This window comes from Microbacterium phoenicis, from assembly GCF_047302325.1.
Taxonomy (GTDB): Bacteria; Actinomycetota; Actinomycetes; order Actinomycetales; family Microbacteriaceae; genus Microbacterium.
The window spans coordinates 566,871-579,819 of the sequence record NZ_CP154849.1; the positions used below are offsets into that span (position 1 = coordinate 566,871).

Consider the following 12,949-nt stretch of genomic DNA (forward strand, 5'->3'; position numbering starts at 1 on the left):
GATGACGTCAGAAACCCCCGACACCGTTCCCGAAGACCCCGAAACTCCCGCCGAGCCCCGGATTCCCGCCGAATACGGCGCCTCTGAGATCCAGGTCCTGGAGGGTCTCGAAGCGGTTCGCAAGCGGCCCGGCATGTACATCGGTTCCACCGGTGAGCGCGGCCTCCACCACCTCGTGTACGAGATCGTCGACAACTCCGTCGACGAGGCTCTCGCGGGGTACTGCGACACGATCCACGTGACGATCCTCGAGGACGGCGGACTCCGCGTGGTCGACAACGGTCGCGGCATCCCCGTCGACCCGCATTCGTCCGACCCCAGCAAGTCGACCGTCGAGGTCGTTCTCACGGTGCTCCACGCCGGCGGCAAGTTCGGCGGCGGCGGCTACGCCGTGTCGGGTGGTCTCCACGGCGTCGGCTCGTCGGTGGTCAACGCGCTGTCGACGCGCTTCGAGGTCGAGATCGCACGTCAGGGACACGTGTGGCGTCAGACCTTCTCCGACGGCGGCAAGCCGCAGGCACCGCTTGCCAAGGGCGAGGAGAGCGACAAGACCGGGACGACCATCACGTTCTGGCCCGACGGGTCGATCTTCGAGACGACCGAGTTCGACTACAACACGCTGCGCACCCGGTTCCAGCAGACGGCGTTCCTCAACAAGGGGCTGCGCATCACCCTGACCGACGAGCGGCCCGAGGCGATCGACGTCGTGGATCTCCCCGAGGGCGGGTCGGAGACGGCCCAGCGCCACGACGACTTCCTCTACGAGCGCGGCCTCGTCGACTACGTCGAGTACCTCAACAAGGTCCGCAAGGCCGAGGTCATCAACGAGGAGATCATCGAGATCGAGTCCGAGGACACGGTCCGTCACATCTCGCTCGAGCTCGCGATGCAGTGGACCTCGGGCTACACCGAGAACGTCTTCACCTTCGCGAACACGATCAACACCCACGAGGGCGGCACCCACGAAGAGGGCTTCCGCGCGGCGATGACGATGTACATCAACCGCTACGCGAAGGAGAAAGGCCTCCTGAAGGACAAGGACGAGAACCTCGCGGGCGAGGACATCCGCGAGGGCCTCACCGCCGTCATCTCGGTGAAGCTGTCCGAACCGCAGTTCGAGGGTCAGACGAAGACCAAGCTCGGCAACACCGAGGCGAAGGCCTTCGTCCAGAAGGTCGTCGGCGACCAGCTCATGGACTGGCTCGACCGCAACCCGCAGCAGGCCAAGCTCATCATCACGAAGGCCATCGAGGCCGCGACTGCACGCATGGCCGCGCGCAAGGCGCGCGAGACCGCCCGTCGCAAGAGCGTCTTCGAGTCGGCATCCATGCCCGAGAAGCTCAAGGACTGCACGAGCAAGGACCCGTCGATCAGCGAGATCTTCCTCGTGGAGGGCGACTCCGCCGGTGGGTCGGCCGTCTCCGGTCGTGACCCGGAGCGGCAGGCGATCCTGTCGCTGCGCGGCAAGATCCTCAACGTCGAGAAGGCGCGGCTCGACCGGGCGCTCGGAAACGCCGAGATCCAGGCGATGATCCAGGCGTTCGGCGCCGGCATCGGACCGGACTTCGACATCGAGAAGGCCCGGTACCACAAGGTCGTCCTGATGGCGGATGCCGACGTCGACGGCCAGCACATCACGACGCTCCTGCTGACACTGCTGTTCCGCTACATGCGCGGGCTCGTCGAGGCCGGTTACGTGTACCTCGCGCAGCCGCCGCTCTACCGCCTCAAGTGGTCGAACGCTCCGCACGAGTACGTGTACAGCGACGCCGAGCGCGACGCGCTGCTGCGCGAGGGCGCATCCGCGGGCCGCCGCATCCCGAAGGACAACGGTGTGCAGCGCTACAAGGGTCTGGGCGAGATGAACGCCAAGGAGCTGTGGGAGACGACGATGGACCCCGAGACGCGCACGCTGCGTCAGGTGACCATCGACGACGCCGCCGCGGCCGACGAGATCTTCTCCGTGCTGATGGGCGAGGACGTCGAGGCGCGGCGCGGGTTCATCCAGCGCAACGCCAAGGACGTGCGGTTCCTGGACATCTGAGTCCACCGCATCCGCCCCGGCATTCCGACGACGACGAACGAAGACTGAGAGAACATGGCTGACGAAGAGCGTCCCGACCCGAACGCCGGCTACCAGCACGGCAACATCGACCAGGTCGACCTCCAGGTCGAGATGCAACGGAGCTACCTCGACTACGCGATGAGCGTGATCGTGGGTCGCGCGCTGCCGCGCGTCGAGGACGGCCTCAAGCCCGTCCACCGCCGTGTCATCTACGGCATGTACGACGGCGGATACCGTCCCGACAAGAGCTACTCGAAGTGCGCTCGCGTCGTCGGCGAGGTCATGGGCCAGTACCACCCGCACGGTGACAGCGCGATCTACGACGCCCTCGTCCGCCTCGTGCAGCCGTGGTCGCTCCGATACCCGCTCGCTGACGGGCAGGGCAACTTCGGCTCCCCCGGCAACATGGGCGCCGCCGCCCCCCGGTACACCGAGACGAAGATGGCGCAGCTCGCGCTCGAGATGGTCCGTGACATCGACGAGGACACCGTCGACTTCGAGGACAACTACGACGGTCGGACCCGTGAGCCGGTCGTCCTCCCCTCGCGTTTCCCGAACCTCCTGGTCAACGGCTCGGTCGGCATCGCCGTCGGTATGGCCACGAACATCCCACCGCACAACCTCCGCGAGGTGGCCGACGGTGTCATGTGGGCGCTGCAGAATCCGGATGCCTCCCGCGAAGAGCTCCTCGATGCGCTGATCGAACGCATCCCCGGGCCCGACTTCCCCACCGGTGCGCAGATCCTCGGCACAAAGGGCATCCGCGAGGCGTACCGCACCGGCCGCGGCTCGATCACGATGCGTGCCGTCGTGAACGTCGAGGAGATCCAGAACCGCACCTGCCTGGTGATCACGGAGCTCCCGTACCAGGTCAACCCCGACAACGTCGCCGCGAAGATCACGGCTCTCGTGCGCGAGGGCAAGCTCAGCGGCATCGCCGACATCCGCGACGAGACGAGTGACCGCACGGGTCAGCGACTCGTCATCGTGTTGAAGCGCGATGCCGTCGCGAAGGTCGTCCTCAACAACCTGTACAAGCACACGCAGCTGCAGGAGAACTTCGGCGCGAACATGCTCGCGATCGTCGACGGCGTGCCCCGCACGCTGCCGATCGACGGCTTCATCAGCTACTGGCTGACGCACCAGTTCGAGGTCATCGTCCGCCGCACCCGGTACCGGTTGCGCGAGGCCGAGAAGCGCATGCACATCCTGCGCGGCTACCTCAAGGCGCTCGACGCGCTCGACGAGGTCATCGCGCTCATCCGCCGCTCCCCCACGGTCGACGAGGCACGCGAAGGTCTGAAGTCGCTCCTCGACGTCGACGACGCGCAGGCCGATGCGATCCTCACGATGCAGCTGCGACGCCTCGCGGCTCTCGAGCGCCAGAAGATCGTCGACGAGGCGACCGAGCTCGAGCTCAAGATCGCCGACCTCAACGACATCCTCGCCTCGCGCGACCGGCAGAGCACGATCATCGGCGACGAACTCGGCGAGATCGTGGCGAAGTTCGGCGACGAGCGTCGCACGCATATCCTGCACGGGTACGACGGCGACATGTCGATGGAGGACCTGATCCCCGAAGAGGAGATCGTGGTCACCGTCACGCGCAACGGGTACGTCAAGCGCACGCGCAGCGATAACTACCGCTCGCAGCACCGTGGCGGCAAGGGCGTCAAGGGCGCGCAGCTGCGCGCCGACGACGTCGTCGAGCACTTCTTCGTCTCGACGACCCACCACTGGCTCCTGTTCTTCACGACCAAGGGCCGCGTCTACCGCGCGAAGGGCTACGAGCTTCCCGAGGGCGGGCGCGATGCAAAGGGTCAGCACGTCGCGAATCTCTTGGCGCTGCAGCCCGGTGAGGACGTCGCGCAGATCCTCGACATCCGCGACTACGCCACCGCCGAATACCTCGTCCTCGCCACGCGCGACGGCAAGATCAAGAAGACGGCTCTCACCGAGTACGACACCAACCGCCAGGGCGGGATCATCGCGATCCGCCTGCGCGGTCAGGAAGAGGAGAACGGCGACGAGCTCGTCAGCGCGATGCTCGTCGACTCGACCGACGACCTGCTGCTCGTGTCGCGGCTCGGCATGTCGCTGCGCTTCACGGCGAGCGATGAGTCCCTGCGTCCGATGGGGCGGTCGACCGAGGGTGTGAAGGGCATGTCCTTCCGCGACGGCGACAGCCTGCTCTCGGCATCCGTCGTCCGTGACGAAGGATTCGTCTTCGTCGTCACCGAGGGCGGGTATGCCAAGCGCACGGCGGTCGATCAGTACCGCGTGCAGGGCCGTGGCGGTCTGGGCATCAAGGTCGCCAAGCTGCACGACGATCGCGGCGAACTCGCCGGCGGTCTGATCGTCAGTGCGGACGACGAAGTCCTCGTGGTTCTTGCCAGCGGCAAGGTGGTACGCTCGGCCGTTGCCGAGGTGCCTGCCAAGGGCCGCGACACGATGGGCGTGGTCTTCGCCCGGCCCGACGACGACGACCGGATCCTCGCCATCGCCCGAAACGGCGAACGAGGACTGGCCGAAGCCGCAGCCGATCCTGAAGCCGCCTCGGCTCCTGAGACCACCGAAGAGAGTGACGCATGAGCTCTGTTGCCGACAAACTCGCCAAGAAGTCATCGAGCCGGACGACCGCCAAGCAGGTCCGCCTCCGTCTCGTCTACGTCGACTTCTGGTCGGCTGTGAAGCTGTCGTTCCTGGCCGCGGTCGCCCTGGCGATCGTCACGGTCGTCTCGACGCTGCTGATCTACCTCGTGATCAGCTCGACGAACCTGATCGGTCAGGTCGACGCGTTGCTCGGTGCGGTCAACGGTGAGAACTCGTTCACGCTCGGTTCCGTGATCAACCTGCCCCAGGTGATGGCGTTCGCTGCTGTCGTCGCCATCCTCAACCTGATCGTCGTGACCGTGCTGGGCGCGGTCATGGCCGGCATCTACAACCTCATGGTCAAGGTCACCGGAGGCCTGCTCGTCGGCTTCACCTCGAACTGAGTCGGATGCCGCGGCATCCCGTCATACGACGGAGGTGCCCAGCAGCAGACCCAGCGCCCATGTGACGGCGAGGGCGAGTGCCCCGCCGACCACCAGGCGGGTGACGGCGCGACGCTTGCCGGCGCCGCCCAGGCGGGCCGAGATCGTCCCCGTCAGCGCGAGGGCGACGAGTACAGCGGCGAAGGTGGTCGGAACGCGCCATTCGGCGGGCGGCAGCAGGATCGCCAAGAACGGCAGTAGGGCGCCGAGCGTGAACGCGATCGCCGACGAGAGAGCGGCCTGCCACGGGCTCGTGAGTTCGTCCGGGTCGATGCCGAGCTCGATGTCGAGGTGAGCACCCAGCGCGTCGTGGGCGGTGAGCTCCTCGGCCACCTTGCGCGCCGTCTCTTCGGACAGCCCCTTCTCGCGGTACAGCTCCGTCAGCTCTGCGAGCTCCTGCTCCGGCATCTCGGCGAGCTCGCGCTTCTCCTTCTCGATCAGCGCGCGTTCCGTGTCGCGCTGACTGCTCACCGACACGTACTCGCCGAGCGCCATCGAGATCGCCCCGCCGACTAGCGCGGCGGAGGAGGCCGTGATGATCGGCCCGAGGTCCGTCGTCGCGCCGGCGACGCCGACCGCGACAGCGGCGACGGAGACGATGCCGTCGTTCGCTCCGAGGACTCCGGCGCGCAGCCAGTTCAGTCGCTGTCCGAGGCCGGCGCCCTGTGGCTCGGCGTGCATGGTCGTGCTCATGAGCCCAGTGAACCAGAACGGCGGCATGCGACGGGCCCGCGGGTCGCGCGGATTCGTCAAACAGTGCCATCGTCGGGTAAAGTCTTGGAGGTTGCAGGCGTGAGCCGGCAACGACGGGGCTATAGCTCAGGCGGTTAGAGCGCTTCACTGATAATGAAGAGGTCCCAGGTTCAAGTCCTGGTAGCCCCACCGTCACCGCACCGGGGGCCTTAGCTCAGTTGGTAGAGCGCCTGCTTTGCAAGCAGGATGTCAGGAGTTCGAATCTCCTAGGCTCCACAGTCAGAAAGCCGGAATCCCCACGGATCCCGGCTTTCTTCCATTCGCGCCTGAGGCGGGGATCCCGTGTCCCAGCAGTCGCCTGTCACCACGTCCTGGACCGCCCATCCTCTAGGGTGAACGCGTGGACATCCGCGTTGCTGCCTACGCCGTCATCGTCGAAGACGACCGCATCCTGCTCGCCCATTGGAACAGCCCCACGCGACCCGCGTGGACGATGCCCGGCGGAGGGCTGGATCCCGGTGAGGATCCGATGGATGCCGCGGTCCGGGAGGTCCTCGAGGAGACGGGGTTTCACGTGGAACTCGACGGGATCCTCGGCACCGACTCCCAGGTGATCGCCGAGAAGGACCGGTTCCACGGCAGTGGACCTATCCAGGCCCTCCGCATCGTCTACCGAGCCCGCGTCGTCGGTGGCGAGCTCCGGAACGAGGAGGAGGGCTCGACGGATGAGGCCGCCTGGTTCCCCGTGAGGGAGGTCGCGACGCTCACCCGGGTCGGGTTGGTCGACACGGCGATGCGGATGGCGGGGCTCATCGCCTGACCCGCGTCAGGCGCGTCGTTCGCCGATGGGCTGCGAGATGTCCGCGACGACGGCATCGTAGGAGCGAATGAGTTCGTCGGCGGCGACGAACAGGCTGAAGCCGTGCGCGCCGGCTCCCATAGCGATCTGCTTGCCGACGATGCTCGCGTCGGCGTAGACCGGCCAGGCGGTCGTGCTGCCGATCGGCGTGATCGTTCCCCGTTCGTAGCCGGTCGCAGCGAGCGCCAGCTCGGGCTCCGGGAGACGCAGCTTGTTCACGCCCACGACGGCTCGGAGCTTCGGCCACGAGATCGCCCGGTCACCGGGGATGAGGGCGAACAGATAAGTGTCGTCACTGCGTTTGACGACGAGGGTCTTCACGATGTCGGATGCCGTGAGCCCGAGGAGCTCCGCGGCCTCTTCGAGACTCCCCGCCGCCGGACGCGCGACGAACTGCACCGACAAAGACCGGGAGCGCGCCGCTTCAGCGACGCGCTCCGACGGTACGGGCGTGGATTCAGGCATCCGGCGCGCGCAGCGGGTCGTCCGCCACCCACAGCTCGTCGTCTGCGCGAAGCGTCTGCCATGCGGCGTAGAGCACACCGGCCGTCGCGGCGACGCCGAAGATGATGGCGAGGACTCCACCGGCGCCGAGCCCCTTCTTCTTCTGCGGAACCGACAGCTTCTTGGTGGCCTTCTTGCCCGCCTTGGCGGCGTTCTTGCGGAACGAGTCGGCGTCGAAGCCGCCGAGGCCCTTGCCCTTCGACAGGCGGTGGCGCTGGTCGTTGGCGACGTCCCACACCGAGAGGGCGGTTCCCACGACGGCACCGGCAGCCGGAACGACGGCGCCGTTGAGCACCTTGCGTCCCGTCTCGACGCCGCGGTCGACGTAGGGAGCGGCGTATCGCTCGTAGGAGTGCTTGGCGGCAGGAACGACGTGGTCGTGGTTGTACTTGCCGAGCTGGCGACCCGCCTCACGGGCGACGTCACCGGCCTGACCGACGAGCACCTGCTGCGACTCCCACAGGTTCGCTGCCTGCTTCTGCAGCTTGCGGAGTTCCTTCTTGGTCTTGCGGTTGAGGCTCACGGGGCCCTCCCTTTTCGGGGTTCATCCGGGGACGTAGTGGGTCCATACTGCCAGACGCATTCAGGCGGCGCGGGGGGTTGCAAGTGAGAGGATGATGAGTATGCCGATTCACTCCGCTGTCGCAACACTGCACACCACCCACGGCGACATCGTCGTCAACCTGTTCGGCGATCAGGCGCCGCGCACCGTCAAGAACTTCACGGGTCTGGCCGACGGATCCCAGGCCTGGACGCACCCCGCCACGGGCAAGCCCGGCGAGGGTCCCCTCTACACCGACGTCATCTTCCACCGCATCATCCCCGGCTTCATGATCCAGGGCGGCGACCCGCTCGGCCAGGGCATCGGCGGCCCGGGCTACAACTTCGACGACGAGATCAGCCCCGAGCTGACCTTCGGCAAGCCCTACCTGCTCGCCATGGCGAACGCGGGCCTGCGCCGCAACGCGATCACCGGCAAGGCCGAGGGCACCAACGGCTCGCAGTTCTTCATCACGACCGACCCGACTCCGTGGCTCAACGGCAAGCACACGATCTTCGGCGAGGTCGCCGACGACGCGTCGCGCGCCGTCGTGGACAAGATCAGCGCCGTCCCGACCGGTGCGCAGGACCGTCCGGTCGAGCCCGTCGTCATCTCCTCGATCGACATCGCCGAGGCCTGATCCCTTCGTGACCTCCGCCGACCCCCGGACCAATCCGGACAACTTCTGCTACCGGCATCCTGACCGTCAGAGCTTCGTGCTCTGCCAGCGATGCCTGCGCACCATCTGCCCCGAGTGCCAGACGCCGCTTCCTGTCGGCGTCATCTGCCCGGAGTGCTTGGCGGAGCAGCAGAAGGGGGCGCGGTCGGCGGAGGTGAAGCGGATGCCGGGGCGCTTCGCGCGCAAGATGCGCAGCGACCGCCCTGTCGTCACCTACGCGATCATGATCTTCACGCTCGCGATGTACCTCGTGCAGCTGATCCCCGTCGTCGGCGGCGTGGTCACGAACGCGCTCGCGTTCGCGCCCGCGTACGCGGTTCCCGGGAGCGCTGCGCCGTTCGAACCGTGGCGCATGCTGACGGTCGCCTTCGTGCACTCGACGCCACTCCCCTTCCACGTGGCCCTGAACATGCTGGCCCTGTGGGCGCTCGGCCGCAGCCTCGAACCGCTGCTCGGCAAGGTGCGCTTCATCGCGCTCTATGTGCTGAGCGCGATCGGCGGCTCGGCCCTGGTCGCTCTGATCGCACCGGGATCCGCGGTCGTCGGCGCCTCGGGAGCGGTCTGGGGCCTCCTCACGGCGATGCTCATCATCGGCCGCCACGTCGGCGCGAACATCCTGCCCATCGCGATCCTGCTCGGGATCAACCTGGTGTTCTCGTTCGTAGGGTCCGGCGTCTCGTGGCAATCCCACATCGGTGGCGGGCTCGTGGGCCTGCTCATCGGATTCATCTTCTCGCGGACGCGCGCGCAGAAGCGCCAGCCGCTGCAGGCAGCGCTGCTCGTCGCGGTGGGCGTCGGCCTGGTCGCGGTGACCGCGACAGTTCCCGCCCTGCTGTATCTCTGAGTTATCCACAGATTCATCCCCAGGCTGGGGATGAATCACACCGGTGTAATTCCTGTCGGTGGATGCCCGGGTTCAGCGCCAGCGCGTGGTCATCAGGAACCCGATGAACGCGATGCTGAAACCGATCGCGAGGTTCCACGGACCGATCTGCGGGATCGGGAAAGCCTGGCCGCTCAGGTAGAAGACGATGATCCAGACGAGTCCGATCAGCATCAGCCCGATCATGATCGGCTTGAACCAGACCGGGTTGGGGGCGGCCTCGCCCTCGGGCTGGACCAGTCGGTCCTCGTCCTTGTCTCCACGTGCCATGGCGAGAAGTCTACCTGCCAGCCCCGATTCAGCCTTCGCTGGCTAAACTCCGATCGTGACCGACTCCTCGCCCACGGAGCACCAGACCCGACGCGCGCGTCGATCCCGCCCACGACCCCGCGCCACCGTCGCGAGCGTCCTGGGTGAGATCCTGCTCACCCTGGGCGTCGTGGTGCTCCTCTACGTCTCCTGGCACACCTGGATCGGCGACGCGATCGTGCAGAGCGAGCAGCACGCCGCGGCTCAGGCGCTGGCCGATCAGTGGGCGACCGAGGCGGAGGAGACCCCCGAGGCGTCTCCCGCCCCGAGCCCCACGCAGCAACCCGATTCCGCGGAAGAAGCGATTCCCGTCCTCGGCGACCAGAAGCACGCCGAGGTGTTCGGGATCATGAAGGTCCCGCGTTTCGGTAAGGACTGGCAGTTCAAGATCGCCTCGGGCGTGACCCGCCCCGACATCATGGACCGCGGCGAGATCGGCCACTATCCCGACACCGCCATGCCGGGTGCCGTCGGCAACACGGCGTACGCGGCTCACCGCTGGACCTCGGGTGCCCCCTTCGACCCGATCGACAAGCTGGTGGTCGGCGACGCGATCGTCATCCAGACCAAAGCCGGGTGGTACACCTACCGGTTCCGCTCGTTCGAGTACGTCCAGCCCAGTCAGGTCCAGGTGCTCCTGCCGGTCCCGAACCAGGAAGGCGTCGCCGCCAACGGCCGTTACCTGACACTGACGAGCTGTGCCCCGAAACTGAATTCCCTGGAGCGCATCATCGCCTACGCCGTGTTCGACGAGTTCACTCCCGCAGCCGACGGTCCGCCGGCCTCGTTGACCGGAGGGGTGGGCGCCTGATGTACGCCGCGCTGTGGCGAGCACTGCCCGGCCCCTGGTGGGTGCGGGTGTTCATCCTGCTCGTGCTGGCTGCGATCATCCTGTACCTGCTGTACTTCTACGTCTTCCCGTGGGTCTTCCAGACCGTGTGGCCGAGCGAGGAGTCCACCGTCGGCGGCGGCGGGTGACCACCGGCATCCGGGTTCTCGTCGTCGACAATCACGACAGCTTCGTCCACACCCTCATCGGCTACCTCGCGGAGCTGGGAGCTCGGGTGGACATGGTCGAGGCGGATGCCGCCGGTGCCGTCGCGCGCGTGGACGCGGCCGACGGCGTCCTGATCTCCCCGGGTCCCGGGACGCCCGAGGATGCGGGGGCGTCGATCGGGATCGTGCGACGCTGCGCGGACACCCGGACGCCGCTTCTCGGCGTGTGTCTCGGACATCAGGCCATCGCGGTCGCTTTCGGCGGCGTGGTCTCGCACGCCCCCGACCTCATGCACGGACGCACCTCCCGCGTGACGCACGACGGGGTCGGTGTGCTCGCGGGGATGCCGCAGCCGTTCACGGCCACCCGGTATCACTCGCTCGCCGTCCGCGAGGATTCGCTCTCCGCCGAGGTCCGCGTGACGGCGCGGACCGAATCGGGCACCGTGATGGGTCTGGCCCACCGCTCGCTGCCGATCGAAGGGGTGCAGTTCCACCCCGAGAGCGTGCTGACCGAGGCCGGCTACCTCCTGCTCGGGACGTGGCTCGAAGGCATCGGCGTCGCAGGGGCGGCGCAGCGGGGTGCCCGACTGTCGCCGCATCGGACCGTCGGCTGAACCGCGGTCAGCCGCTGCAGGTCGTGAGCGTGATCTCGGACCCGACGGGGACCTCACCGATCGCGGACTGGACCTTCACCATGCGAGGATCGGTCGCGGGGCAGGAGGGGTCCTCCTGCACGATCGGGTTGAGGCCGTACTGCTCCGACTTCAGGATCTCGACCGCCTTGTCGACGGTGTAGTTGAGGGCGAAGTCCTCGACCGTGACGGTTCCCGTCGCGACGACGAGGTCGACGGCGGTGCCCTTCGGGATCTCGTCGCCCGGAGCCACCGACGCACCGTCGACCGAGCCGCTGATGACGACGTCGGCGGCGAGCTGGGGGTCGTTCCGTCGGGTGATGGAGCCGAGGGTGAGCCCGGCCTGTTCGAGAGAGGTCGTGACCTCGGGCACCGTGAGGTTCGCGAGGGTCGGAAGGGCGGACTTCTCGACGCCCTTCGACACGTAGACCGTCACCTGGTCGCCGGGCGCGACCGTCGTCCCCGCGAGGGGGTCGGTCCTGATGACGGCACCTTCGGGAACATCGGCGCTCGTCTCCGGGACCTGCTGGGCCTCGAGCTTGGCGTTGCCGATCACCTGGTCGGCGCGGTCCCACGTCATGGTCACGACGTCGGGTACGACGAGCGCGTTGGGGGTGACCGTCCCCTCATCGGGTCGGATGCTGTTGACCCAGATGAAGACCGACACGAGGAGGACGGCCAGCATCGCGATGCCGGCCCAGACCCACGCGGCGGGAGGACCGGCCTGGGTCCGACGCATGGTGTCGTCGCTCGTGAGCTGCCGGAGCGAGCGCGCGGTCTCGGCGGCCTGCTTCGGGTCGGGACCGTAGAGCTCGTTGCTGAGCGATTCGACCCGCCGCTTGCTGGGCACCTTGCGACCCGTCGCGGCGGCGAGGGCGTCGCGGAACGCGACCGCCGTCTGGGGCCGCTGGAACGGATCCTTTGCCAGCGCCCGAAGGACGAGGGCGTCCAGGGAACGCGGGACGGTCTCGACGACCTCGGAGGGTGGGATCGGGGCTTCCGAGACGTGCTGGTACGCGACGGCGATGGGGTTCTCGCCGCGGAAGGGCGGCTGGCCCGTGAGGAGCTCGTACAGGACGATGCCGGCCGAGTAGATGTCGGCGCGCGCGTCGACCGGGTCGCCCTTGGCCATCTCGGGCGAGAAGTACGACGCGGTGCCGATGATGGCGGTCGTCTCGGCCACGGTCGAGGAGGAATCCGACACCGCGCGCGCGATGCCGAAGTCCATGACCTTCACCTGACCGGCATCGGTCACCATGACGTTGCCCGGTTTGATGTCCCGGTGGACGACACCGGCGCGGTGGGAGTACTCGAGCGCTTCGAGGATGCCGTCGGTATACCGCAGTGCGTCTTCGAGCGGCACCGGTCCCTCGCTGATGATGTCCTTCAGCAGGTGGCCGGTGACGAGCTCCATGACGATGTACGGCTCGGGGTGCGGGCGGCCCGCGGCATCCGTCCGGGTCTCTTCACCGGCGTCGTAGACGCGGACGATCGCGGGGTGCGACATGCGCGAGGCCGACTGCGCCTCGAGGCGGAACCGGGTGCGGAACGCACCGTCGGCAGCGAGGTCGGGCTCGAGGATCTTGATCGCGACGGGTCGCCCGAGGGTCAGATCCTGCCCGCGGTACACCGAAGCCATGCCACCCCGGCCGATGAGGTCATCGACGCGGTAGCGGCCCGACAGCACACGTGATGTAACGGACACTTCACTCCCCGGAATGGAACCCGGACAGCCTATCCGACCGCGTTC

14 protein-coding genes and 2 tRNA genes are annotated in these 12,949 nt (G+C 67.5%); 11 read left to right on the forward strand and 5 right to left on the reverse strand.

Annotated features, from left to right (window positions below; genetic code table 11):
* Position 1 precedes the first annotated feature (1 nt).
* From gyrB to ABCU91_RS02840, 3 genes are read left to right on the forward strand one after another with little or no spacing between them, the layout of a single operon-like run.
* The gene (gene gyrB / locus ABCU91_RS02830) at positions 2-2,044 is read left to right on the forward strand and encodes a DNA topoisomerase (ATP-hydrolyzing) subunit B (protein WP_413354719.1); all 2,043 of its coding nucleotides are present in this window, start codon (positions 2-4) and stop codon (positions 2,042-2,044) included.
* Between the two features lie 54 nt (positions 2,045-2,098).
* On the forward strand, positions 2,099-4,657 hold the full coding sequence (gene gyrA, locus ABCU91_RS02835; protein ID WP_413354720.1) for a DNA gyrase subunit A: 2,559 nt from the start codon (positions 2,099-2,101) through the stop codon (positions 4,655-4,657).
* The gene (locus ABCU91_RS02840) at positions 4,654-5,061 is read left to right on the forward strand and encodes a DUF3566 domain-containing protein (protein WP_091358050.1); all 408 of its coding nucleotides are present in this window, start codon (positions 4,654-4,656) and stop codon (positions 5,059-5,061) included. Before gyrA ends, ABCU91_RS02840 begins: the two co-directional genes overlap by 4 nt.
* 21 nt (positions 5,062-5,082) lie before the next feature.
* Here ABCU91_RS02840 and ABCU91_RS02845 read toward each other — a convergent pair whose 3' ends face one another.
* Positions 5,083-5,793 carry a VIT family protein gene (locus ABCU91_RS02845; RefSeq protein ID WP_091359844.1) on the reverse strand — a complete coding sequence of 237 codons (711 nt, stop codon included), beginning with the start codon at positions 5,791-5,793 and terminating at the stop codon, positions 5,083-5,085.
* Between the two features lie 115 nt (positions 5,794-5,908).
* On the opposite strand from ABCU91_RS02845, the gene ABCU91_RS02850 reads away from it, so the two are divergent.
* The 3 genes from ABCU91_RS02850 to ABCU91_RS02860 all read left to right on the forward strand — a co-directional run bounded on the left by ABCU91_RS02850 (position 5,909) and on the right by ABCU91_RS02860 (position 6,613).
* Positions 5,909-5,982, forward strand: a tRNA-Ile gene (locus ABCU91_RS02850).
* A 14-nt stretch (positions 5,983-5,996) separates the two neighbouring features.
* Positions 5,997-6,069: transfer RNA gene (locus tag ABCU91_RS02855), tRNA-Ala, on the forward strand.
* A gap of 124 nt (positions 6,070-6,193) precedes the next feature.
* Positions 6,194-6,613: an NUDIX hydrolase gene (locus ABCU91_RS02860; RefSeq protein ID WP_406923040.1), complete on the forward strand. Its 420-nt coding sequence runs from the start codon at positions 6,194-6,196 to the stop codon at positions 6,611-6,613.
* Between the two features lie 6 nt (positions 6,614-6,619).
* Here ABCU91_RS02860 and ABCU91_RS02865 read toward each other — a convergent pair whose 3' ends face one another.
* Both ABCU91_RS02865 and ABCU91_RS02870 read right to left on the reverse strand, forming a co-directional pair.
* Positions 6,620-7,117 carry an aminoacyl-tRNA deacylase gene (locus ABCU91_RS02865; RefSeq protein ID WP_413354721.1) on the reverse strand — a complete coding sequence of 166 codons (498 nt, stop codon included), beginning with the start codon at positions 7,115-7,117 and terminating at the stop codon, positions 6,620-6,622.
* Positions 7,110-7,679: a DNA helicase gene (locus ABCU91_RS02870; RefSeq protein ID WP_091358064.1), complete on the reverse strand. Its 570-nt coding sequence runs from the start codon at positions 7,677-7,679 to the stop codon at positions 7,110-7,112. The genes ABCU91_RS02865 and ABCU91_RS02870 overlap by 8 nt, the downstream gene beginning before the upstream one ends.
* Positions 7,680-7,779: 100 nt before the next feature.
* On the opposite strand from ABCU91_RS02870, the gene ABCU91_RS02875 reads away from it, so the two are divergent.
* The gene (locus ABCU91_RS02875) at positions 7,780-8,337 is read left to right on the forward strand and encodes a peptidylprolyl isomerase (protein WP_091358068.1); all 558 of its coding nucleotides are present in this window, start codon (positions 7,780-7,782) and stop codon (positions 8,335-8,337) included.
* 7 nt (positions 8,338-8,344) lie between these two features.
* Positions 8,345-9,220 (forward strand): rhomboid family intramembrane serine protease, encoded by an 876-nt coding sequence (locus ABCU91_RS02880; protein WP_406923037.1) that lies wholly within the window; start codon positions 8,345-8,347, stop codon positions 9,218-9,220.
* 72 nt (positions 9,221-9,292) lie between these two features.
* Here ABCU91_RS02880 and ABCU91_RS02885 read toward each other — a convergent pair whose 3' ends face one another.
* A complete protein-coding gene (locus ABCU91_RS02885) occupies positions 9,293-9,529 on the reverse strand; it encodes a cell division protein CrgA (RefSeq protein ID WP_413354722.1) in 237 nt (78 codons plus the stop codon).
* Positions 9,530-9,584: 55 nt separating this feature from the next.
* On the opposite strand from ABCU91_RS02885, the gene ABCU91_RS02890 reads away from it, so the two are divergent.
* From ABCU91_RS02890 to ABCU91_RS02900, 3 genes are read left to right on the forward strand one after another with little or no spacing between them, the layout of a single operon-like run.
* A complete protein-coding gene (locus ABCU91_RS02890) occupies positions 9,585-10,379 on the forward strand; it encodes a class E sortase (protein WP_413354723.1) in 795 nt (264 codons plus the stop codon).
* The gene (locus tag ABCU91_RS02895) at positions 10,379-10,546 is read left to right on the forward strand and encodes a hypothetical protein (protein WP_406923034.1); all 168 of its coding nucleotides are present in this window, start codon (positions 10,379-10,381) and stop codon (positions 10,544-10,546) included. Before ABCU91_RS02890 ends, ABCU91_RS02895 begins: the two co-directional genes overlap by 1 nt.
* On the forward strand, positions 10,543-11,181 hold the full coding sequence (locus ABCU91_RS02900) for an anthranilate synthase component II (protein WP_413354724.1): 639 nt from the start codon (positions 10,543-10,545) through the stop codon (positions 11,179-11,181). The genes ABCU91_RS02895 and ABCU91_RS02900 overlap by 4 nt, the downstream gene beginning before the upstream one ends.
* A gap of 7 nt (positions 11,182-11,188) precedes the next feature.
* Here ABCU91_RS02900 and pknB read toward each other — a convergent pair whose 3' ends face one another.
* Positions 11,189-12,904 (reverse strand): Stk1 family PASTA domain-containing Ser/Thr kinase, encoded by a 1,716-nt coding sequence (gene pknB / locus ABCU91_RS02905; RefSeq protein WP_413354725.1) that lies wholly within the window; start codon positions 12,902-12,904, stop codon positions 11,189-11,191.
* Between the last annotated feature and the right edge of the window lie 45 nt (positions 12,905-12,949).